General features: G+C 38.9%; 21 protein-coding genes and 2 tRNA genes. 4 read left to right on the top strand and 19 right to left on the bottom strand.

Translation table 11 applies throughout. From position 1 onward, the window contains the following. Positions 1–18: 18 nt before the first annotated feature. Genes UNSWCS_RS08645 through UNSWCS_RS08625 form a run of 4 tightly spaced genes read left to right on the top strand, consistent with a single transcriptional unit; the run spans position 19 to position 1,025 of the window. A complete protein-coding gene (locus tag UNSWCS_RS08645) occupies positions 19–258 on the top strand; it encodes a hypothetical protein (RefSeq protein ID WP_021088170.1) in 240 nt (79 codons plus the stop codon). Further along, positions 255–656 carry a YopX family protein gene (locus UNSWCS_RS08635; RefSeq protein WP_021088194.1) on the top strand — a complete coding sequence of 134 codons (402 nt, stop codon included), beginning with the start codon at positions 255–257 and terminating at the stop codon, positions 654–656. The genes UNSWCS_RS08645 and UNSWCS_RS08635 overlap by 4 nt, the downstream gene beginning before the upstream one ends. Beyond that, positions 649–831 (top strand): hypothetical protein, encoded by a 183-nt coding sequence (locus UNSWCS_RS08630; RefSeq protein WP_021088198.1) that lies wholly within the window; start codon positions 649–651, stop codon positions 829–831. The genes UNSWCS_RS08635 and UNSWCS_RS08630 overlap by 8 nt, the downstream gene beginning before the upstream one ends. Next, positions 828–1,025, top strand: a complete 198-nt coding sequence (locus UNSWCS_RS08625; RefSeq protein ID WP_035143794.1) for a helix-turn-helix domain-containing protein — start codon at positions 828–830, stop codon at positions 1,023–1,025. The genes UNSWCS_RS08630 and UNSWCS_RS08625 overlap by 4 nt, the downstream gene beginning before the upstream one ends. Here UNSWCS_RS08625 and UNSWCS_RS08620 read toward each other — a convergent pair. From UNSWCS_RS08620 to tuf, 19 genes are all read right to left on the bottom strand, one after another. After that, positions 974–2,200, bottom strand: a complete 1,227-nt coding sequence (locus UNSWCS_RS08620) for a tyrosine-type recombinase/integrase (protein ID WP_021088190.1) — start codon at positions 2,198–2,200, stop codon at positions 974–976. The genes UNSWCS_RS08625 and UNSWCS_RS08620 overlap by 52 nt on opposite strands. Before the next feature lie 191 nt (positions 2,201–2,391). Beyond that, positions 2,392–2,468 (bottom strand) — tRNA-Arg (locus tag UNSWCS_RS08615). 76 nt (positions 2,469–2,544) lie between these two features. Further along, a complete protein-coding gene (gene fusA / locus UNSWCS_RS08610; RefSeq protein ID WP_021084241.1) occupies positions 2,545–4,623 on the bottom strand; it encodes an elongation factor G in 2,079 nt (692 codons plus the stop codon). 12 nt (positions 4,624–4,635) lie between these two features. Beyond that, a complete protein-coding gene (gene rpsG, locus UNSWCS_RS08605; protein ID WP_002941142.1) occupies positions 4,636–5,106 on the bottom strand; it encodes a 30S ribosomal protein S7 in 471 nt (156 codons plus the stop codon). A 78-nt stretch (positions 5,107–5,184) separates the two neighbouring features. After that, the gene (rpsL, locus tag UNSWCS_RS08600; protein ID WP_002941121.1) at positions 5,185–5,580 is read right to left on the bottom strand and encodes a 30S ribosomal protein S12; all 396 of its coding nucleotides are present in this window, start codon (positions 5,578–5,580) and stop codon (positions 5,185–5,187) included. Positions 5,581–5,660: 80 nt separating this feature from the next. Next, the gene (gene iadA, locus UNSWCS_RS08595; protein WP_021088192.1) at positions 5,661–6,794 is read right to left on the bottom strand and encodes a beta-aspartyl-peptidase; all 1,134 of its coding nucleotides are present in this window, start codon (positions 6,792–6,794) and stop codon (positions 5,661–5,663) included. After that, positions 6,791–8,203 carry a Na+/H+ antiporter NhaC gene (nhaC, locus tag UNSWCS_RS08590; protein WP_021088179.1) on the bottom strand — a complete coding sequence of 471 codons (1,413 nt, stop codon included), beginning with the start codon at positions 8,201–8,203 and terminating at the stop codon, positions 6,791–6,793. Before nhaC ends, iadA begins: the two co-directional genes overlap by 4 nt. Before the next feature lie 135 nt (positions 8,204–8,338). Next, positions 8,339–8,728, bottom strand: coding sequence for a DoxX family protein (locus UNSWCS_RS08585; protein WP_012001506.1), 390 nt, complete (start codon positions 8,726–8,728; stop codon positions 8,339–8,341). 133 nt (positions 8,729–8,861) lie between these two features. Then, positions 8,862–13,376 (bottom strand): DNA-directed RNA polymerase subunit beta', encoded by a 4,515-nt coding sequence (rpoC, locus tag UNSWCS_RS08580; protein ID WP_002941087.1) that lies wholly within the window; start codon positions 13,374–13,376, stop codon positions 8,862–8,864. After that, a complete protein-coding gene (rpoB, locus tag UNSWCS_RS08575) occupies positions 13,363–17,508 on the bottom strand; it encodes a DNA-directed RNA polymerase subunit beta (protein WP_035143791.1) in 4,146 nt (1,381 codons plus the stop codon). Before rpoB ends, rpoC begins: the two co-directional genes overlap by 14 nt. 118 nt (positions 17,509–17,626) lie before the next feature. Continuing rightward, positions 17,627–18,004: a 50S ribosomal protein L7/L12 gene (rplL, locus tag UNSWCS_RS08570; protein WP_012001504.1), complete on the bottom strand. Its 378-nt coding sequence runs from the start codon at positions 18,002–18,004 to the stop codon at positions 17,627–17,629. 28 nt (positions 18,005–18,032) lie between these two features. Beyond that, entirely contained in the window at positions 18,033–18,518 is a 486-nt protein-coding gene (rplJ, locus tag UNSWCS_RS08565; protein WP_009294520.1) for a 50S ribosomal protein L10, read from the bottom strand. Positions 18,519–18,621: 103 nt separating this feature from the next. Further along, entirely contained in the window at positions 18,622–19,323 is a 702-nt protein-coding gene (rplA, locus tag UNSWCS_RS08560) for a 50S ribosomal protein L1 (protein ID WP_002941167.1), read from the bottom strand. 59 nt (positions 19,324–19,382) lie between these two features. Further along, a complete protein-coding gene (gene rplK / locus UNSWCS_RS08555) occupies positions 19,383–19,808 on the bottom strand; it encodes a 50S ribosomal protein L11 (RefSeq protein ID WP_021088168.1) in 426 nt (141 codons plus the stop codon). Between the two features lie 10 nt (positions 19,809–19,818). Beyond that, positions 19,819–20,352 carry a transcription termination/antitermination protein NusG gene (gene nusG / locus UNSWCS_RS08550; protein WP_180385147.1) on the bottom strand — a complete coding sequence of 178 codons (534 nt, stop codon included), beginning with the start codon at positions 20,350–20,352 and terminating at the stop codon, positions 19,819–19,821. Between the two features lie 11 nt (positions 20,353–20,363). Next, positions 20,364–20,543 carry a preprotein translocase subunit SecE gene (secE, locus tag UNSWCS_RS08545; protein ID WP_002941070.1) on the bottom strand — a complete coding sequence of 60 codons (180 nt, stop codon included), beginning with the start codon at positions 20,541–20,543 and terminating at the stop codon, positions 20,364–20,366. Between the two features lie 17 nt (positions 20,544–20,560). After that, positions 20,561–20,636: transfer RNA gene (locus tag UNSWCS_RS08540), tRNA-Trp, on the bottom strand. 19 nt (positions 20,637–20,655) lie between these two features. Further along, positions 20,656–20,814, bottom strand: coding sequence for a 50S ribosomal protein L33 (rpmG, locus tag UNSWCS_RS08535; RefSeq protein ID WP_002941157.1), 159 nt, complete (start codon positions 20,812–20,814; stop codon positions 20,656–20,658). Positions 20,815–20,867: 53 nt separating this feature from the next. Then, on the bottom strand, positions 20,868–22,067 hold the full coding sequence (tuf, locus tag UNSWCS_RS08530; protein ID WP_002941132.1) for an elongation factor Tu: 1,200 nt from the start codon (positions 22,065–22,067) through the stop codon (positions 20,868–20,870). Positions 22,068–22,129: the final 62 nt, after the last annotated feature.

Here is a 22,129-nt window from a genome sequence, read left to right as displayed (position 1 = left end):
TATTTGAAAGGATTGATAATGTTTTGGCGAAAAACGGAAAAAGAGAGATTAATAGGGCTTTTGGAGTGGTTTTTAAGCCATGATTGGCAATTTACCACAAGAGATTATAGAAAATTAAAACAATTAAATACATCACTTTTAAGATTTGATATAGACCCAGTATGGGTAAATTTTTCTATCTATGACTGGTTTTATCTAAAAAGTGCTGAGAGAGAAAGGCTGCTTGAAGCATATAAAACATTAAAGGATAGTAAATGAGAGAGATTAAATTTAGAGCGTGGGATAAAGAGCTAGAGAAGATGCACTATGACATAGAGTATATTTATGATGATGTAGGGACAAGTTGCGCCTCTTTTGGAGATATACTAGAGGATACTGAACGTTTTAATGTTGTGCAATACACTGGCTTAAAAGACCAAAATGGCAAAGAAATTTACGAGGGCGATATAGTGAAATTTTACCCGCAGTCTCCTCGTAGTGAAGAATTACCTAATCCACGATATGGTGAAATGGGTAAAATATTTTTTGACATAGGAAGTTTTGCAGTTAGACCTATTGATAGAAAACGAGAAGGGATACATTTTTTTCTAAACGAACTTGGTGAGTGGGTTGTAGTTGGCAACATCTATGAGAATAAGGAGCTATTAGATGAGTAGCCCAGAAAGAGAAAAGCATTTAGCTGCCCTTGCAAATTTAGAGGCGTTTTGCGAGGCACACAATGAAAAGATAAATTTAGTCGAGCAAATACAAGGTTTGCTCTTTAAATGCGACGTCCGCTATTTACGGAACGCTTTGCGAGATTTGAAAGATTATATCAAGGATAAGAAATGAGCGAGATAGCAGCCCTAAGTGAAGCGGTCGGCTTTATCCCATCTAAATACGCAAGGGAAATTTTAAACATTTCAAAGCCGACCCTAAAAAAACTCATCGACGCTGGTATAATCAAGGCTAATAAAATAAACCAGCGTGTTATCTACTGCGACTTAGCCTCAATAAAAGAATATATGTCAGGACAAAGGGCGTAAATAAACCCTTGCCACCAAAACATAAGCTCTTTACGCTCTTTTAAATTCTTTGCGTGGTTATATGCGTCTTTTACCTTGTTTGTTTCAATGTGTGCTAGGCAAAGCTCAATAATATCACTGCTTTGTTTATGCTCTGCCCTCTTTTCGTGGCAAATGGTGCTAAATGTAGCCCTAAAGCCGTGTGGGGTTATTTCCTCGTTTGAGTAACCCATATTTCTAAGGGAGCAGCGACACGCATTATCACTAATAGGTCTAGTTAAACTTCTTACGCTTGGGAATAGATATTCACTTTTAAAAGCGCCTCTATACGATTGCAAGAATTTGCAAAGTTCGTCAGACAAAAAAACAACGTGCGGGCGCTTCATTTTCATTTGCTCGGCTGGGATGCGCCAAAGCCCATTATCTAGGTCAAACTCCGACCATTTAGCCGACCTTGCATTGAGTGGGCGTACGGCAGTCATTATGCTAAGCACTAAGCACGCCTTAACCCTAATATCGCCGCTGTAATAGATTATATTATTTAGTAGTTGTGTTAGCGCCTGCTCGTCTGTTATAGCGGCGTAGTGTTTTGTTTCAGGGGCTTTAAAAAGTGCTTTCTTATCAATATCTAAGATTATATTATGTTCTACATATTCTTTCAATACGGCGTATTTGTAAAGCTCTTTTATCGCTCCTAGCGCCTTACTAAATGCTATATATTTTTTCTCAAACTCCAAAAACTCTAACGCCGAAACAATATCACGTCTACTTATTTTCTTAATATCCATATCGCCAAATTTAGGCAAAAAAAATCTATCAAAGAAGCTTTTTATTGTTTTTTGTTGTTTTGCCAAAACCTGCTTTTGCTTCCTCATAAACCATTCGTGAAATATATCTTTAAATCTTTTTCCCTCGCCCGTATTATTCTTTTTAGGGTCTATACCTTTGCTTATCTGCTCTTTTAGCTCCAGTTTTAGTGCTCGAGCTTCCTTTAGGCTCATTATCGGATACTGCCCCAAAGTTATTCTTGCCATTTTGTTGGTCGCAGGGCTTTTATACTCTAAAATAAAAGATTTTTTGCCATTAGGGCGTATCTCTATTAGCATATTCTCGCCGTCACTAATAAAATATTTATTCTCTTTAGGCTTTAGCGATTTCAAAAGGGTGTCATTTACTTGTGGGCTTGTCTTTGGCATAGTTTTTACTGACCTATTTTTTGAGATTTTGCGGATTATAACATTAGTCAGTAAAAAAGTCAGTTAAAAAATATTTCGCTATCTTTTTATAACTTTTTACTTATTTTTACAACTTTTTGTCTATTTTTAGGATAATTAGCTGGTTTTTGCTAATGTATTTTTTACAACTTTTTACTTATTTTTCTAAGTTATGGTGTCCCCAGCGAGGTTCGAACTCACGACCTCAGAATTAGGAATTCTGCGCTCTATCCAGCTGAGCTATGAGGACAAATTTGCAAGTTGGTTTATTTTTTAGCCGAGCAGCTAAATTTAAAGGGCAGATCGCTCTGCCCTATTTTGGTTAATTAGCCATTTCTCTTTTTAATAATCTCTTCACTTACATTTTTAGGAACTTCTTCGTAGTGATCAAATTCCATAGAGTAAGTCGCACGACCTTGAGTCATTGAGCGAAGATCTGTTGAGTAGCCAAACATTTGAGCTAGCGGACAATAAGCTGCAATGATTTTTACACCATTTCTATCATCCATTGAATTTACTTGACCACGGCGCTTATTAAGGTCACCGATAACATCACCCATATACTCTTCTGGAGTCTCGACTTCAACTTTCATCATAGGCTCAAGGATAACCGCACCTGCTTTTCTAGCGCCCTCTTTAAAGCCCATTGAAGCAGCAAGTTTAAATGCCATTTCAGATGAGTCAACTTCGTGGTAACTACCATCAAATAGTGTAACTTTAACATCTTCAACTGGATATCCAGCAAGAACACCGCTTTGAAGCGCTTCTTTACAACCTTTTTCAACAGCTGGGATGTACTCTTTTGGAACAACACCACCTTTGATATCGTTAACAAATTCAAATCCGCTAGCAGCTGGAAGTGGCTCGATGCGTAAGAATACGTGACCATATTGACCACGACCACCTGATTGTTTAGCATACTTATACTCTTGCTCAACTGCCTTACGGATAGTTTCGCGGTAAGCAACTTGTGGCTGACCAACTTCAGCATCAACTTTAAATTCACGAAGCATACGATCAACAATGATCTCTAGGTGAAGCTCACCCATACCACTAATGATAGTTTGTCCGCTCTCTTCATCAGTGCTAACTCTAAAGCTTGGATCTTCTTGAGCTAGTTTTTGAAGAGCTATCGCCATCTTCTCTTGATCTGCTTTTGTTTTTGGCTCAACTGCAACGCTAATAACTGGCTCTGGGAAGTCCATTCTCTCAAGGATAACTTTATCTTTTTCACTTGCAAGAGTATCGCCAGTTAGGGTACTTTTTAGGCCAACAACAGCGCCGATTTCACCAGCAAAAAGCTCTGTAATCTCTTCACGTTTATTTGAGTGCATTTTTAGCAAGCGGCCGATTCTCTCTTTGCAGTCTTGAACTGTGTTGTAAGCATAGCTACCACTTTCAAGGCTTCCTCTATAAACACGGATAAATGTTAGCTGTCCAACAAATGGGTCAGTCATAATCTTAAACGCAAGAGCAGCAAATTCGCCATCATCTGTACTTTCAACAGTCACTTCAGTGCCATCTTCATAAACACCATTTATCGCTGCGATCTCATCTGGAGCTGGTAAATAATCAACTACCGCATCAAGTAGAGGTTGGATACCTTTGTTCTTAAACGCAGTTCCGCAAAGCATAGGCGTGATAGTCATTCTTAAGCAGCCTGCTTTTATACCTTTTTTGATCTCTTCTTCAGTTAGCTCTTCGCCTGCAAAGAATTTCTCCATCAAACTATCGTCTGTCTCAGAAACAGCTTCGATTAGTTTTGCGCGGTATTCTTCAGCTTTATCTTTAACTTCAGCTGGAATTTCTTCTTCTACATAGTCAGTTGGCTTTTTCTCGTCATTCCAAACGTATGCTTTCATTCTCACAAGATCAACCACACCTTTAAAGTTATCCTCTGCGCCGATTGGAATTTGGATAGGCACTGGATTTGCTTTTAATCTTTCTCTGATCTGCTCTTCAACTCTAAAGAAATTTGCACCAATTCTGTCCATTTTATTAACAAAAACAATTCTTGGTACGTGATATTTATTTGCTTGTCTCCAAACAGTTTCAGACTGTGGCTGAACACCACCAACAGAACAAAATACCGCAACAGCGCCGTCAAGAACACGCATAGAACGCTCAACTTCAATAGTAAAGTCAACGTGTCCCGGAGTGTCGATTAGGTTTACTTGGTAGCCCTTCCAAAACGCTGTAGTTGCAGCTGATGTAATAGTAATACCACGCTCTTTTTCTTGCTCCATCCAGTCCATAGTAGCAGCGCCATCATGAACCTCACCTATCTTATGGCTCATACCAGTGAAGAACAAAATTCTCTCACTAGTGGTTGTCTTTCCAGCATCAATGTGAGCCGCAATACCGATATTTCTTACCTTATGTAAAGGCGTTTTTCTCTCTGCCATGCTAATTCTTTCTTACCAGCGGTAGTGAGCAAATGCTTTATTAGCCTCTGCCATCTTGTAAGTATCTTCCTTCTTCTTGAAAGATGCACCTTTTGAATTTGCCGCATCTAAAAGCTCATTTGCTAGTTTATCAACCATTGTTCTTTCGCTTCTTTTTCTAGCAAAAGTTATAAGCCAGCGGATAGCAAGAGCTTGTTGGCGAGCTGGGCGAACCTCAACTGGTACTTGATAAGTAGCACCACCAACACGGCGTGATTTAACTTCTAAAATAGGTTTTACATTTTCGATAGCGTCGTTAAAAACGTCGATGCCTTTAACCTCAGCATTTTTCTTTTCGATAGCTTTAATAGCACCATACATTATCTCTGTAGCGACGCTTTTTTTGCCATCATACATAAGAGAATTAATAAATTTAGTGATTATTTTATTTCCGTAAATCGGATCAGGTAAAACTTCCCTTACAGGAGCTTTTCTTCTTCTCATTTTGATTTTTCCTTCAAATTTTTATGAAATTTTACTCAAACGTTTGCAAATTTAAGCAACGTCTGCGAACCTAATTTTTTACTTTTTTGGAGCAGCAGCGCCAGCTTTAGGGCGTTTTGCACCATATTTAGAACGAGAAACTGTTCTTTTTGCAACACCAGCAGTATCAAGTGCACCACGAACGATGTGATATTTAACACCTGGTAAGTCTTTAACCCTACCGCCGCGAACTAAAACGATACTGTGTTCTTGTAGGTTGTGACCTTCACCGCCGATATAGCTGATGACTTCAAAACCGCTTGTAAGCCTAACTTTGGCAACTTTCCTCAAAGCTGAGTTTGGTTTTTTAGGAGTTGTAGTATAAACCCTAGTGCAAACTCCTCTTCTTTGAGGGCACTCTTTTAACGCTGGAGATTTTGACTTAACAGTCACTTTCTTGCGTTCATTTCTGACCAATTGATTTATGGTTGGCACAATAATTCCTTTCAACTAAATTTATTAAAAAAACCTAATTTTATTTAAAAAAAGCTTAAATAACGGTTAATAAGTTAGTTTTATTCATAAGTTCCTTTTTTTATAAAACCACTGTCGTCTTTTAAAATTTCACCCTTTGCAACGACAAATTTAATCTCAAATTTCTCATTGATTAGCAAAATATCTGCATCGAAATTTTCTTTTATCTCGCCTTTTTTGTTTTGCAAGGCCACGCTTTTTGCCACGTTTGTCGTAAAATATGGCAACGCCTCCTCGATGCTAAAGCCATCTTTTACAAAATTTATAAACTCTTCATATAGGCTTTTTACGCTAGCGATGCCAATTTTTAGTAAATTTCCATCGCTATCATAGCTAGAGTAGCTACCAAAGCCGTCCGAGCTTATCGTGAGCTTGTTTGTTGGTAAATTCTCTTTTTTGATGCGCTTTACAGCCTCAAGTGGCGTAAGTCCTGGCATGCAAGTAAAGTCGATATAACCGCCATCTTTTATAAATTTAAGGCTTTGTTTAAAAAGCTCCTCGTTTCTATTTACGTGCGTTGGCTGAAATAGCGTGATCGGCATGTCGTACTCATTTAGCACTTCATAGATCAAATTTAAACCCTTCTTGCCATCACCCATGTGAAGTGTGGTGTGGCCTGACTTCGAGCTGATCATGCCAGCCACCCTGCCGGCTGAAACGATGTGAGCTAGCTCATCTTTACTAACGCTTGATGAGCGGTGATCGCTTATGGCTAGCTTGGTTCCGATTATGGGATCAACAAAAACAATATCTTTTTCGATTTCACCAGTTATGGTTGGCGTCTTAGAGCTATATGCGCCCGTGTGAGCATAGCATGTGATGCCCTCGTCGTTTAATGCGTGAGCTTTTGCGACTAAATTTTCAACGCTTCTTGTCGTGCTGTCAGTTCCAAGTAGGCCAACTGCTGTCGTTATGCCAGCTTCTATTAAATTTGAAAGCATGATCTCAGGCACCCTAGTCTTAAAGCCGCCTTCACCGCCACCTCCAGTGATATGCACGTGCTTATCAATAAGGCCTGGTATGGCTACTAAATTTAAAGCATCGATCACCTTTACGTTTGGTAAATTTGGCTCTATATTTTCAGCTATGCAGACGATCTTGCCATTACATATAAATATATCTTTTTTGCCAAGAAATTTTGGCGAGTAAATTTTGGCATTTTTTATAAGTATCATTTGGCATCCTTGTTTATCTTAGCTATGCCGATGCCAGTAAGAGCTAAAATGATAGCAAAGACAACGCCCATGTAGTTCAGTATCGCCCATGGCAAATAATCTACCGTTGGCACGCCAAGTGTAGCTGTCATATATGCGCCTGCTGCTGACCAAGGGATGAGTGGGACGATCACGGTGCCAGAGTCTTCAAGCGTTCTTGATAGGTTTTTGGCTGCTAAATTTTTCTCTTTATAAAAGTCTTTAAACATCTCGCCAGGGATAAGGATAGAAAGATATGAGCTACCTGTGACAAATGCGACAGTTAGGCATGATCCGATAGTCGAAATGATGACGCCTGCTGCTGATTTGACCTTTGCCATGATGGTGTGAAGCACCTTTGTAAGCATGCCAGTTTTTGAGATGATACCAGCAAAGCCCATAGCGCAGATGACTAGGATGGTGGTTGAATTTACCGAGCTCACGCCACCTCTGTTTAGAAGCTTCGTGATATCTTTTGAAAACTCCATATTAATGCCGCTCATCGTGACGTTAAAGCCAGTCATCACTGAGATAAAGCCATTTTTAAAGCTAAAATCTTGAACGATCACACCAAGAAGCACTGAAAATAGAGATGCGATGATCATTACTGGGATGGTTGGCCACTTTAGCACCGAGCCAGCCAAGACAAAAAGCACAGGCAAAAGTAAGATGATGTTCCAGTGAAAAATTTTATCAAGCTGACCTTGAAGCGCCAAAACCGACTCTGAAACATTTGCACCACTGCTTGCCGCCTCGCTACCAAAGAATAGATAAGCTGCTATCGCAACGATAGTTGCTGGGATAGTCGTATAAAACATATGTCTGATGTGCTCATAAAGCTCTGAGCCAGCTGCTATCGGAGCTAGGTTTGTCGTGTCTGAGAGTGGAGAGAGCTTATCGCCAAAGTATGCTCCTGCGACTACCGCACCAGCAGTTGCTGCTAAATTTACATCAAGACCTTGAGCTATGCCCATGATAGCGACGCCAACTGTGCCAGCAGAACCCCAAGATGTGCCAGTTACGGTTGATATGATAGCTGCGATGACAAAAGCTGTTAGGACTAGATACTGCGGGCTTATAAGATCCACGCCATAGTAGATGATCATAGGGATGGTGCCTGAAAATACCCATGAGCCAATAAGCAGACCAACTGCCCAAAGTATCATAAGTGCTGGCAATGAGCTTGAAATTTTCTCTATCACCCCTTCTTGAAGCTCGCTCCAGCTATATCCTAGCCTCCAAGCGATGCCACCAGCCACAAGGGCTGCTATCAAAATGATCGGCTCAACCTTTAGCTTCATATAACCAACGCCAAGCGCAAGACCTACGATCATAACCAAGATAGGCGTAAGGGCTAGCAGAAACGAAGGCTCTTTTTTTATAGAGTTCATCATGTGTCCTTTAAATTTGAGATATTTTTTAATTTAAAGGCTACAAACTTAAATTGTTATAAAAAAATAAAATAAAATTAAAATTTAAATAAAATGTGTGAAAATTTAGCACATCTGATATGTGCTAAATTTAGATCAGTCTTGCTTGATAGCGTATTTGCCGCTGCCAGTCGAGATGATACAAAGTGACATAGCGATATAAAGATATATAAGCTCTGCTTTAAAGCCATTTACATTAGTTAGCTCAAGTAAATTTGACAAGCCAAAATACGAATACAAAATGACAAGACTTGAGCCAAAAACTAGGAGCGCGCCAAGCCTTGAGTAAAAACCAACGGCGATCATTATAGGGGCTAAAACCTCACTAAAATAGGCAAAATACGCCAGAAAACTAGGTAGTCCAGCATCAACTAAAATGCTCTTTACGCCGCCAACTCCGTGTAAAATTTTGCCAAAGCCGTGCATAAAAAGGCAAATTCCAAGACCTAAGCGCAGAAATAAAAGTCCAAGATCGACATTTTTCATAATATCTCCGTTACATATTTTTAGTTATGGATTTTATTTAATATTGATTAATGGCTTGTAAATTTTGAAATTTTGTAAATTTAAGTGGGTAAATTTATAAGAGGATTAAGCCCCAAATGCGGGGCTTAATATATTAGTTTTCTTTGATTTTTATCTTTTTATCTTTATAAAAACCAGTACCAACTGGGATCATACGTCCAAGGATGACGTTCTCTTTTAGATCTTCAAGATAGTCAAATTTAGCAGCGATTGAGGCTTCTGTTAAGACCTTAGTTGTCTCTTGGAATGACGCAGCAGAGATCACACTATCACTTCCGATAGCCGCTCTTGTAACACCAAGAAGGATCGGCTCAGCGATAGCTGGCTCGCCACCCATCTTCATAATGCGCTCGTTCTCTTCTTTAAATTTGTTTCTTGAAACCATGTCGCCAACGATGAAATTTGTATTTCCGCTATCGACGATTTTGACTTGGCGAAGCATTTGAGAGACGATGATCTCGATGTGCTTATCAGCGATCGCAACACCTTGGCGACGATAAACTTGCTGAATTTCACTGATCAAATAGTAGTGAAGTGCCTTTTCGCCAAGAATTCTTAAGATATCATGGCTTGAGATAAGTCCGTCTGTTAGTTTCTCACCAGCGTGAACAAATTCGCCGTCTCTTACTTGGATCTGGCGGCTCTTCTCGATCAAGTACTCAGCTGTCGTGCCATCTTCTGCTTGGATGATGATGCGCTCTTTTGAGCGAAGTGGCTTGTCAAATCTAACAACACCGTCGATCTCTGCAACGATAGCTGTATTTTTAGGGCGTCTTGCTTCAAATAGCTCACTAACTCTTGGAAGACCACCGGTGATATCTTTTGACTTAGCAACAGCTTTTGGAGTCTTAGCCAAAATGTCAGCCTGAGCTACTTCATCACCACTTGAAACAAAGATCGCAGTTTTTGGATCAAGCGGATACTTGATCAAATGTCCGCTCTTTGTAGTGATAATGATCGCTGGTTTTACGCCACTTGGCAAATACTCGTTGATAACAAGACGTCTTTGACCAGTTGCCTCGTCAGCTTGTTCGGTCGCACTATATCCTGGCTCGACATCTTCAAAGCTAACCACACCAGCCTCTTCTGCGATAGTTGGAGTTGAGTATGGATCCCACTCAGCGATTATTAGCTTGTCATCTTTTTCAGGTAGTGAGACCACTGTCGCTCTTTCTACCGCATCATTGTCTGATACTTGAATGATAGAATTTCTTGGGATATAGTGGCGAACCGCCTCACGTCCATCCTTGTCAGAAACAACAACAAAGAAGCCTTTTTCAGTTACTTTGTGACCTTTTTTGATGTCTTTTAGTCTATCAAGGAAGTCACCTTTTAGTATGAAAAATTTAACCACACCATTTGCATCTGCTGTGATCTTTCTAGTTACTGGATCGCCATCTGAAATTTTAAGCTCACTAGCATAAGGGATACGATTTGGAATGTTCCAGCCCTCTTTTATAATCTCGACGATACTTTCGTTTTCTTTTACTTTGTCGCCATTTGCATAAGGGATATACATCTTGCCTTCGATCTTGCCGCTAACGCCAGCTAGTTCGTTTGGTTTAGCAAGGTCGTTTCTTCTGATGGTATATTTGATCTCTTCTTTTTTGCCCTTGATTACGATATTTACATCTTCGTGAGCATATTCGATCTCGATTTTACCATCGATTGTTGATTTTATCTTTGGCTCAACAAGTAACACAGCTGCACTTCTTCTGTTTGCAACGATTTTCTTGCCGTTGTTCTCGTATGTGCTAAGGTTGTAATACCTAATAAAGCCCTCTTTTTGAGCGATGACTTGACGATCTTGCTGCTCAGTAGAAGCCGTACCACCGATGTGGAATGTTCTTAGCGTTAGCTGAGTACCTGGCTCACCGATTGATTGGGCTGAGATGATACCGACAGCCTCGCCTGGTTTTACAAGTTTGCCCTCACCCAAATTTAATCCATAACATTTTGCACAAACGCCTTTTGGCGCCTTGCACGTGATAGGTGTTCTAATGCTTACTGATTTTATGCCAGCTTCTGTTATTGCCTTAGCCTTCTCTTCATCAAGTAAAGTGCCTTCACTAAATAAAATTTCATTTGTTATAGGATCGATCACATCATCTGCTAAAACACGGCCCAAGACTCTCTCTTCAAGGCTTTCGATTAGCTCACCACTCTCTGTGATATCTGTGATCTCAACGCCCTCGTGCGTACCGCAGTCGTGCATCGTGACTTTAACGTTTTGAGCAACGTCGATTAGCTTTCTTGTTAAGTAACCAGCGTTGGCAGTTTTTAGCGCGGTATCTGCAAGACCCTTTCTAGCTCCGTGGGTTGAGTTGAAGTACTCCATTATGTTTAGACCTTCACGGAAGTTTGAAATGATCGGTGTTTCGATGATCGAGCCGTCTGGTTTTGCCATAAGACCACGCATACCAGCTAGCTGGCGAATTTGCGCTGCACTACCTCTCGCACCAGAGTCAGCCATCATATAAATTGAGTTAAATCCGCCCTTGTCACTTTGGATAAGCTTCATCATCTCACTTGCAACGCTATTATTTGTATCTGTCCAGATATCGATGATCTTGTTGTATCTCTCACTATCTGTTAAAAGACCAGCGCCATATTGCTTTTGAATTTCACGAACTTTTTTCTTAGCTTCGTCGATATATTTTTGCTTGCTGTCTGGCACGATGATATCTGCGATAGAGATAGAAATTCCCGCTTTTGTAGCATACCTAAAGCCTAAATTTTTAAGCTTATCAAGGAAGTCAGCCGTTACTTCAAGGCCGCCATTTCTATAAACATAATCAACCAAATTCGCAATGTCTTTTTTCTTCATGATCTTATTCCACATATTTTCAGGGACAAAATCAGGAAGTATCGCTCTTAGGATCAAGCGACCAGCAGTTGTAAAGATGATCTTGTTATCAACCATTGTCTTAATTTTAGCGTGAAGACCAAGAGTGTTAGCCTCTTCAGCGATCATTACTTCATCAACGCTTGAGAAAATTTTGTTTGCACCTTTTTCATCGTTTCTCTCTAGGCTTAAATAATAAATTCCTAAAACCATATCTTGTGAAGGGACTGTGATAGCCTTACCACTTGCAGGAAGTAAGATGTTCATTGAGCTAAGCATCAAAATTTTGCACTCAGCGATAGCCTCTTGAGATAGTGGCACGTGAACAGCCATTTGGTCACCGTCGAAGTCAGCGTTGAAAGCCGCACAAACTAGTGGGTGAAGCTGGATAGCCTTGCCCTCAACAAGCACTGGGTGAAACGCCTGGATAGAAAGCTTGTGAAGTGTCGGAGCACGGTTTAGCATGACTGGATAGTCTTTAACGACCTCTTCTAAGCACTCCCAAACCTCATTTGTCTTATCTTCTATCATCTTTTTAGCTTGCTTAACGGTTGTCGCATAGCCTTTTTCTTCAAGGCGAGCAAGCAAATGTGGCTTAAATAGCTCTAAAGCCATCTTCTTTGGAAGACCGCACTGATCCATTTTTAGCTTTGGACCAACGACGATAACAGAACGTCCAGAGAAATCAACACGCTTACCTAACAAATTCTGACGGAAGCGGCCTTGCTTACCTTTGATGATCTCACTTAGTGATTTTAGTGGGCGCTTGTTTGCACCTTTTACTGCATTTGCTCTACGGCCATTGTCAAATAGCGCATCAACAGCCTCTTGAAGCATTCTCTTTTCGTTTCTGATAATGATCTCAGGTGCATCAAGCTCAAGTAGGCGTTTTAGACGGCTATTTCTATTTATTACACGGCGATATAGATCATTTACGTCTGAAACAGCAAATTTACCGCCATCAAGATTAACAAGTGGTCTAAGATCAGGCGGAAGAACTGGTAAATTTGTTATCATCATCCACTCTGGGCGGTTACCTGAATTTAAAAAGCTCTCGATAACCTTTAAACGTTTTACGATAGTCTTTTTCTTGGCCTCAGAATTTGTAGCCTCCATCTCTTCTTGTAGCTGATTTAAAATTTGAGTTAGGTCAAGCTCAGCTAGCATATCATAGATGACCTCGCCACCCATTCTAGCGCTAAAGCCAGTTTCTTCATATCTTGAAGCTAGGCTTTGGTATTGCTCCTCGTTTAAAACGTCATATTTTTCAACTTTTTTAGAATTTTCATTGTCATAATAAGCCTCGCCAGCATTATCAACAATGTATGCCTCGTAGTAAAGTACGCGTTCAAGGTCTTTCATCTTGATACCAAGAAGCGCACCTATACGGCTTGGCAAGAAATTTACATACCAGATATGAGCCACTGGAGTTACAAGCTCGATGTGACCCATGCGAGAGCGACGAACTTTAGATGTTGTTACTTCAACGCCGCACTTTTCGCACTTGATGCCCTTATAACGCATCTTTTTATATTTGCCACAAAGACACTCATAATCACGGATCGGTCCGAAAATTTTGGCACAAAATAGACCGTCACGCTCAGGTTTTAGCGTGCGGTAGTTGATAGTTTCTGGTTTTTTAACCTCGCCATAACTCCAAGATTTTATCTTCTCAGGACTTGCTAAACGAAGTTGGAAAGCTTCAAAATCACGAGGTCTATGCTCTTCTTTTATCTCAACTGGTTTTAAATTAGTTAGTTTCATTTGTCTCATCCTCATCATATACTTCCACATCAAGAGCTAGTGATTTTAGCTCGTTTGTTAGAACAAAGAACGTCTCAGGGATACCAGTCTCAGGAACGTTTTCACCTCTTGTTAAAGCTTTGTAAGCAGAGAGTCTTCCCTCAACATCGTCTGATTTTACAGTTAGCATCTCTCTTAGTGTATGAGCAGCACCATAAGCCTCAAGTGCCCAAACCTCCATCTCACCAAACCTTTGACCACCAAATAGCGCCTTACCACCGACTGGTTGTTGTGTAACAAGGCTGTATGGTCCAGTACTTCTTGCGTGAACTTTTTCATCAACCAAGTGGTGAAGTTTTAGCATATACATACAACCAACGTTAACGCGTTCTCTTATCTTTGAGCCTGTGCGTCCGTCATATAGCTCGGTTTTACCGTCACTATCTATCTTTGCCATCTCAAATAGTTTTGCAAATTCGTCAGCTTTAACGCCTTCAAAAATCGGAGTTGCAAATCTTACGCCATTGCTCCAATCTTTTGCATACTCAAGAAGCTTCTCATCGCTCATCTTACCAAGAGCTTTTTTAGCGTCCATTAGCTTAGCAACGCTTGCGATCTCTATCATCTTAGCTCTTAGCTCTTTTATCCACTCGCCTTTTTTGGTCTCAAAAATTTCATTGATCTGCTCGCCTAAGCGATAACCAACAAGACCAAGGTGGCTCTCTAAAATTTGACCGATGTTCATACGGCTTGGAACGCCTAGTGGGTTTAGCACGATATCTACGATCTGTCCGCTTGGAAGATACGGCATATCGACTTCTCTTACTATATTTGAAACGATACCTTTGTTTCCGTGACGTCCAGCCATCTTATCGCCAACTTTTAGTTTGCGTTTTGTAGCTATATAAACTTTTACAAGTTTTACAACGCCACTTGGTAAAATGTCATCTTTTTCTAAAATTTCTATCTTAGTGTCGTGCTCTTCTTTAAGCTTTTTCTTCTCATTTTGGAAGTAATTTTTTAGCTCATCATATTTCTTTTGGATATCTTTTGAAAAGCTCTTTACGATAGCATTTAGGGTAAATCTATTGATATTTTCAAAGTCAGCTTTGTTGATCTTTGAGCCCTTTTTATACTCTTTTTTATTTACCTCTTGATCGCTCGCTAGCGGGTTTTTAGAAAGAAGTGCTGTAACTTTTAGCATCTCTTCACGGTCTAGCATAAGCAGTCTATCGTGGTGCTCTTTTTCTAAAAGTGTCTTCTCTTCTTCATAAGCCTTGTTTGTTCTGCTATCTTTTTCATAGCCTTTTTTAGTGAAAATTTTAACATCAACAACCACGCCTTCCATTGAAGCAGAAGCATAGAGCGATTTATTTACCACGTGACCAGCTTTTTCACCAAAGATCGCACGTAGTAGTCTTTCTTCTGGAGTTGGCTTAACCTCGCCTTTTGGAGATACTTTGCCAACAAGGATCATGCCAGGCTTGATCTCTGTACCGATTTTAACGATACCGCTTTCATCAAGGTGCATAAGCTCCTCTTCTTTGACGTTTGGTATATCTTTTGTTATCTCTTCAACGCCGTCTTTTAGCTCACGAGCCTCAATCTCTTTTTCGTAGATATGAACGCTTGTAAAGGCATCTTCACGTATCATTTTTTCACTAATAACGATGGCATCCTCGTAGTTGTAGCCATTCCAAGGCATAAATGCGATTAGTGCGTTTTTACCAATAGCTAGCTCGCCTTTTTCCATGCTTGGACCATCGGCTATTATCTGACCAGCAACGATCTCATCACCTTTTTTAACGATCGGATGTTGTGAAAATGTCGTATTTTGGTTTGTTCTTAAATTTTTCTCTAAAGAGTAGTGATCGATATATGGACCAGCTTCATCTTCACCAAGGATAAAGATATTTTTATTATCAACCTTTTCAACTACGCCGCCACGTTTTGCTTTTACGCTCTCCCAAGCATCTCTTGCGATAACGCTCTCCATACCTGTTCCAACGATAGGAGCAGTTGAGCGAAGTAACGGCACTGCTTGGCGTTGCATGTTTGATCCCATAAGCGCACGGTTAGCGTCGTCGTGCTCTAGGAAAGGGATAAGCGAAGCTGCAACACCGGCTATCATACCAGAGCAAAGGTCGATCAAAGTAACATCTTCTCTACGAGCAAGCATCATCTCGCCCTCTTTTCTAACCTCGATCAAATCCTCAACAATATGTCCATTTTCATCAAGCTTAGTTGATGCTGGAGCGATAACGTTACCCTCTTCTTGTGTCGCTGTTAGATAGACTATCTCGTCAGTCACTTTGCCATCGACGACCTTTTTATAAGGCGCCTCAACAAAGCCAAGGTCATTTACTTTTGCATAAGTTGAAAGAGTGTTTATAAGACCGATATTTTGACCTTCTGGTGTTTCAACCGGGCAAATTCTGCCGTAGTGAGTTGGGTGAACGTCACGCACCTCAAATCCAGCACGCTCTTTTACCAAGCCACCCTCGCCAAGCGCAGATAGACGGCGCTTATGAGTAACCTCACTAAGTGGGTTTGTCTGATCCATAAACTGGCTTAACTGACCGCCTGTGAAAAATTCCATGATTGTTGCTGTAATCATTTTTGGATTGATAAGATCATAAGGCATGATTTCATCAGTGTTATTGCTTAGGCTTGTAAATTTATCACGGATAGCCTTTTGCATCTTAACAAAACCAAGGTGAAGCTCACTAGCAAGTAGCTCTCCGATCGATCTTATACGGCGGTTGCCAAGGTGGTCGCGGTCGTCAATGTGACCTTGTCCATTTTTAACTTTTATAAGATATTTTGCAGTTTTGATGATATCTTCGCTAGTTAACAAAGTAACGTACTCTGGCACATCAAGCGAAAGCTTATGGTTCATCTTCATACGACCAACTTTTGTTAGGTCATATCTTTCAGGGTTAAACAATATATCATTTACAAAGCTTTTTGCAGCCTCTTTAACTACCGGCTCGCCAGGTCTCATAACCTTGTAAATTCTAATAGCAGCAAGGTCATTTTCATCATCTACACCCTCAGTTTGTTTTAAAACTTTAAGCATATCATTGTCAGCGATAAATGAATTTATAATAGCGTCATCAACACCGGCTGCGGAGTTATTTATGATCTCGATACTTTCATGCTCAGCTAAAATTTTTGCCAGTTTATTCTCATCAAGAGCAGATAGTGTGTCATATAAAATTTCGCCGCTTTCTGTGTTTATCACAGGGTTTGCCAAATATCTACCAATAAGTGCTTCTATTGGATACTCAACAAATTTAACACCATCTTCGATTAATTTATCGGCTTTTTTCTTTGTTAGACGCTTGCCAGCTTGGTGAAGAATCTCTCCATCTTCATTTTTTATATCATACTCAACTCTTCCTAGATAATCCTCTGGGTTAAAAAGAGTTAAAAATTTATTATTTTTAATAACTAAATTTTGTATCGGATAAAATAGCTTAATAATGTCTTGTTTTTTATATCCTAATGCCCTAAACAAGATAGTTACAGGCACTTTTCTGCGCTTATTTATCCTAACATATAAAATATCTTTTGTATCATATTCAAAGTGCAACCAAGATCCGCGATCTGGGATTATTTGAGCTGTATAAATAAGTTTATTTGCAACAGTCGCACTCTCTTCTTGTTTAAAGATAACGCCAGGGCTTCTATGAAGTTGATTTACAACAACACGCTCAACACCATTTATAATAAATGAAATTCTATCTGTCATCAACGGAATTTCACGTATGAAAATTTCTTGTTCTTTTATATCTTTAACGCCAACTTTATCACCAGTCTTATCATCTTTTTCATGGACAATAAGGCGTATTTTCATTTTTAAATTTACAGAGTATGTAAGACCTCTTTCTATGCACTCTCTGATTGTATATTTTGGTTTTCCAATCTCTGAACTAACATATTCTAAAGTCAAACGATTTTGCGGATCATGTATAGGGAAAATCGACTTAAAAACTTTTTCGATACCGCTTTCTGTCTGATTGTTATTTAGATTTAAAAAATTATCAAAGCTCTTTTTTTGTAGTTGTAGTAGGTTCGGAACGTCTATCTCTTTAACGACATTAGAGAAGTCAACCCTAAGACGATTTCCTGAGTATAAGCTATTTAACATTGCATCTACCTCGTGGTAATTTTGAAAGAAAAGTATAGCCTTTTAACAAGGCATCTAAAATTTAAAAAAGAGAGAGCCTCTGCTCTCTCTTGAAATATTAAGCCTAAATAATAAAAAATTATTTAAGTTCAACCTTAGCACCAGCCTCTTCAAGCTCTTTTTTAGCTGCTTCAGCTTCGTCTTTGCTAACGCCTTCTTTAAGAACAGATGGAGTTCCTTCAACTGCGTCTTTAGCCTCCTTAAGACCAAGACCAGTAAGTGCTCTAACAACCTTAATAACGTTGATTTTTTTATCACCAGAATCAACAAGAACGATATTAAATTCTGTTTTTTCTTCAGCAGCAGCTGCACCACCAGCAGCAACTGCACCACCAGCTACCATTACAGGAGCTGCGCTAACACCAAATTTCTCTTCAAACTCTTTTACAAGTTCGCTAAGTTCAAGTACAGAAAGATTAGATATAAACTCTAATACGTCTTCTTTTGTAATTGCCATTTTTAATCCTTATTATTTTTTAATTTAATTAAGCTGATTGTTCTTTTTTCTCTTTAAGCGCATTCAAACCAATTGTGAAATTTTGAATTGGCGCATTCCAAACTTGCAAAAGCATCGCAATAAGCTCATCACGGCTAGGCATTTTAGATAGAGCTTTAACTTTATCAACGCTTGCAACTTCGCCATCAATATAAGCTGTTTTAATTTTGAAAAGATCAGAATTTGACTCTTCAAATTTTGCGGCTACTTTAGTTACTGCTAATTGATCTTCACTCCAAAGATAGATGTTTGTATCTTTGAGTTCCATTCCGACTTTATCAGAATTTTTAAGAGCAATATTCGCAAGAGTATTTTTAATAACTTGAACTTTTACATTTTGTTCTTTTGCAGAATTTCTTAAAACTTCAAGTTTTTTAACTGAAAGACCACGATAGTCACAAACTACAATAGCTTCAGCAGTTTTAAATTCACTCTCTAATTTTGCAACAACTTCAGTTTTTTCGTTACGTGTCACTTTTTCTCCTTTCCGACCGGTAATTTCAAGCAGAGCGGGTCGAATCAATTAAGCCCAATGGCCTCGGCTATCTCCAATCTAAGATATAAATTTCTTTAAATTCTTATTTTAAATCCATAACTTCTTGAGTATCAAGAGTTACAGAAGGGCTCATCGTCAAAGACAATGAAGCATTTTTCACATATCTACCTTTTGCAGTCGCAGGTTTATGTTTATTAATAGCTTTAATAAATGTTGAAATATTTTCATTTAATTGCTCTTTAGTAAAATTGACCTTGCCAAGACCTGCATGTATATTTCCTTGCTTATCAACACGGAAATTCACCTGACCACTTTTTGCATTATTAACAGCTTGTGCAACATCCATTGTAACTGTTCCAGTTTTTGGATTTGGCATTAAACCTTTAGGTCCTAAAATTCTACCAACTTTACCTACAAGACCCATTAAATTTGGAGTAGCTATAAGAACATCAAAGTTCATTATACCCTTTTGGATATCCTCAACTAGATCATCAGCACCAACTATATCAGCACCAGCAGCTTTTGCCTCATCAGCTTTAGCATCTTTTGCTATAACAGCAACTCTTACAACTTTGCCTGTACCAGCTGGTAGAACAACAGAACCACGAACCATTTGATCAGCATGTCTTGGATCAACATTTAATTTTAACGCAATCTCAACTGTCTCATTAAATTTAGCAGAAGCTAGAGTTTTAACTGTATCGATAGCCTCGCTAAGGTTATAAATTTTATCTTGCTCTACTTTTTTGAGCAATTCTTGAAATCTCTTACTAGTTTTTCCCATAAATTTCTCCGCATATAAATTGCTTCCGTCTTTTGAAAATCAACCTGACGGTAAAGGTTTTAGCCTATTACTTCGACACCCATTGAACGAGCTGAACCAGCAATAATCTTAGCTGCTTGCTCTTTATCATTTGTATTTAAATCAACAAGTTTTTTCTCAACAATTTCTAAAACTTGAGCTTTTGTTAATTTACCTACTTTATTTTTTAAAGGATTATCTGTTCCCTTTGTTATACCTGCAGCCTTTTTAATAAGGTCTGTAGCAGGTGGTTGTTTTGTGATAAATGTAAAACTTTTATCAGCATAAACAGTAATAACAACTGGGATATTAAATCCAACCATATCTTTTGTTTTTTCATTAAAGGCTTTACAAAATTCCATAATATTAACGCCTTTTTGTCCTAATGCTGGACCAACTGGCGGGCTAGGATTTGCTTTTGTTGCGGCAATTTGTAATTTTATTTCACCTATAACTTTTTTAGCCATTTCTTGCTCCTTAAATTATCTTCTCAACTTGTGAATACAAAATATCAACAGGGGTACTTCTACCAAAAATAGAAACATTGAGTCTAAGCTTACCATGTATCATATCGTATTCTTCAACGATACCTGTAAAGTTAGCAAAAGGACCTTCTGTTATGCGAACGCTTTCACCATCCTCAAAAAATATTTTAGGTTTTGGTGCCGCTCTTTTTTGAACTTTCTCCAAGATAGTATTTATATCTTTTTCAGTTAATGGTGTAGGCTTTTTGGCCTCACCGATAAAACGTCCGACCTTTGGCAAAGACTGAATCTTATGCCAAAGAGCTGTATCAAGATCTAAACATGCAAAAGCATATCCAGGATAAAGAGTTCTTTCATTAATTTTTTGCTTACCGTTTTTTATCTCTATTACGTCTTCTGTAGGAACGATAACTTCTTTTAGTTGATCTTCGATACCGTGATCTCTAACTAAATTTTCAATTCCTCTTTTTACTGCCATTTCGCTACCAGCGTAAGTTTGTATAGCATACCATTTGTGTGACATTATTTTTCCTTATCCTATATAACTTTAGAAAGAACAAAGGACATAATAACATCAACAAGAGCTAAAAAAAGTGAAACAACAGCGACCACGATAAAAACTGCAATAAAAGCATTTCTAATTTGTTCTTTAGTAGGAAAGATAACTTTCATTATTTCCAATTTAGATAGCTTTATATAATTTATAAATTTTTCCATAATCTTAACCTTAATTGTGGCAGGGCAAGAGGGATTCGAACCCCCAACCATTGGATTTGGAATCCAGCGCTCTACCGTTGGAGCTATTGCCCTAATAGCTACTTATTCTTAATTAGCTTTTTAACTTAACTTCTTTATGAACAGTATGTTTTTTTAATCTTGGGCAATATTTTTTGAGCTCAACCTTATCTGTAGTGGTTTTGCTGTTTTTTGTAGTAGTATAATTGATATCACCACATTCAGAGCATTTTAAACCGATTTTAATTCTCATATATATTCCTTATAGAAAGCCAAAGGGTTTCCCCTTTGGCATAATTTTATAAATTAACCAAGTATTTTTGAAACAACACCTGAACCAACAGTTCTACCACCTTCACGGATAGCAAAACGAGTACCTTCTTCAAGTGCAACTGGAGCTATAAGCTCAACAGAAATTCTTACGTTATCACCTGGCATAACCATCTCTGTGCCTTCTGGTAATGTAATAGAACCAGTAACGTCAGTTGTTCTTACATAGAATTGTGGTCTATAGTTGTTAAAGAAAGGAGTATGGCGACCACCCTCTTCTTTAGTTAGAATATAAACCTCACCCTCAAATTTTGTGTGAGGAGTAATTGATTTAGGTTTGCAAAGAACCATACCACGTTCAACGTCTTCTTTTTTAGTACCACGAAGAAGAACACCAACGTTATCGCCAGCCTCACCTTGATCCATCTCTTTTCTAAACATCTCAACACCAGTAACTGTTGTTGTTTGTGTAGGTTTGATACCAACGATTTCTATTGTGTCGCCAACTTTAACAACACCTTTCTCAATTCTACCTGTTACAACTGTACCACGACCTGAAATTGAGAAAACATCTTCGATTGGCATAAGAAGATCTTTATCTGTAGCACGAACTGGAGTTGGGATATAGCTATCAACCGCATCCATTAGTTCCATAATTTTTGCTGACCACTCACCGTCTTGTCCAGCTTTTGCCTCTTCAAGAGCTTTAAGTGCTGAACCAGAAACTATTGGAGTATCATCACCTGGGAAGTTGTACTCGTTAAGCAGTTCGCGAATTTCCATCTCGACTAGTTCAAGTAGCTCAGCGTCATCAACCATATCTGCTTTGTTCATGAAAACAACGATATAAGGAACACCAACTTGACGAGATAGTAAGATGTGCTCTCTTGTTTGTGGCATTGGGCCGTCTGCTGCAGAAACAACTAGAATAGCGCCGTCCATTTGAGCAGCACCTGTAATCATGTTTTTTACATAGTCGGCGTGGCCTGGGCAGTCAACGTGAGCATAGTGACGTTTTTCTGTCTCATACTCAATGTGTGAAGTAGCAATTGTAATACCACGCTCTTTCTCTTCTGGAGCATTATCAATATTATCATAATCTTTTAGCTCAGCAAGACCTTTGCGTGAAAGAACAGCAGATATTGCAGCTGTTAAAGTAGTTTTACCATGGTCAACGTGACCGATAGTGCCTATGTTTACGTGTGGCTTGTTGCGTGAAAATTTTTCTTTAGCCATCTTTTCCTCCGTTATGATATGTGTCTTTATCTAATTCAAATTCGTATAGCAATATAAAATCA

Origin of the sequence: Campylobacter concisus UNSWCS (assembly GCF_000466685.1) — a bacterium.
Lineage (GTDB): Bacteria > Campylobacterota > Campylobacteria > Campylobacterales > Campylobacteraceae > Campylobacter_A > Campylobacter_A concisus_A.
The sequence above is the reverse complement of the archived record's forward strand: the minus strand, read 5'-3'. Positions and strand labels throughout refer to the sequence as shown.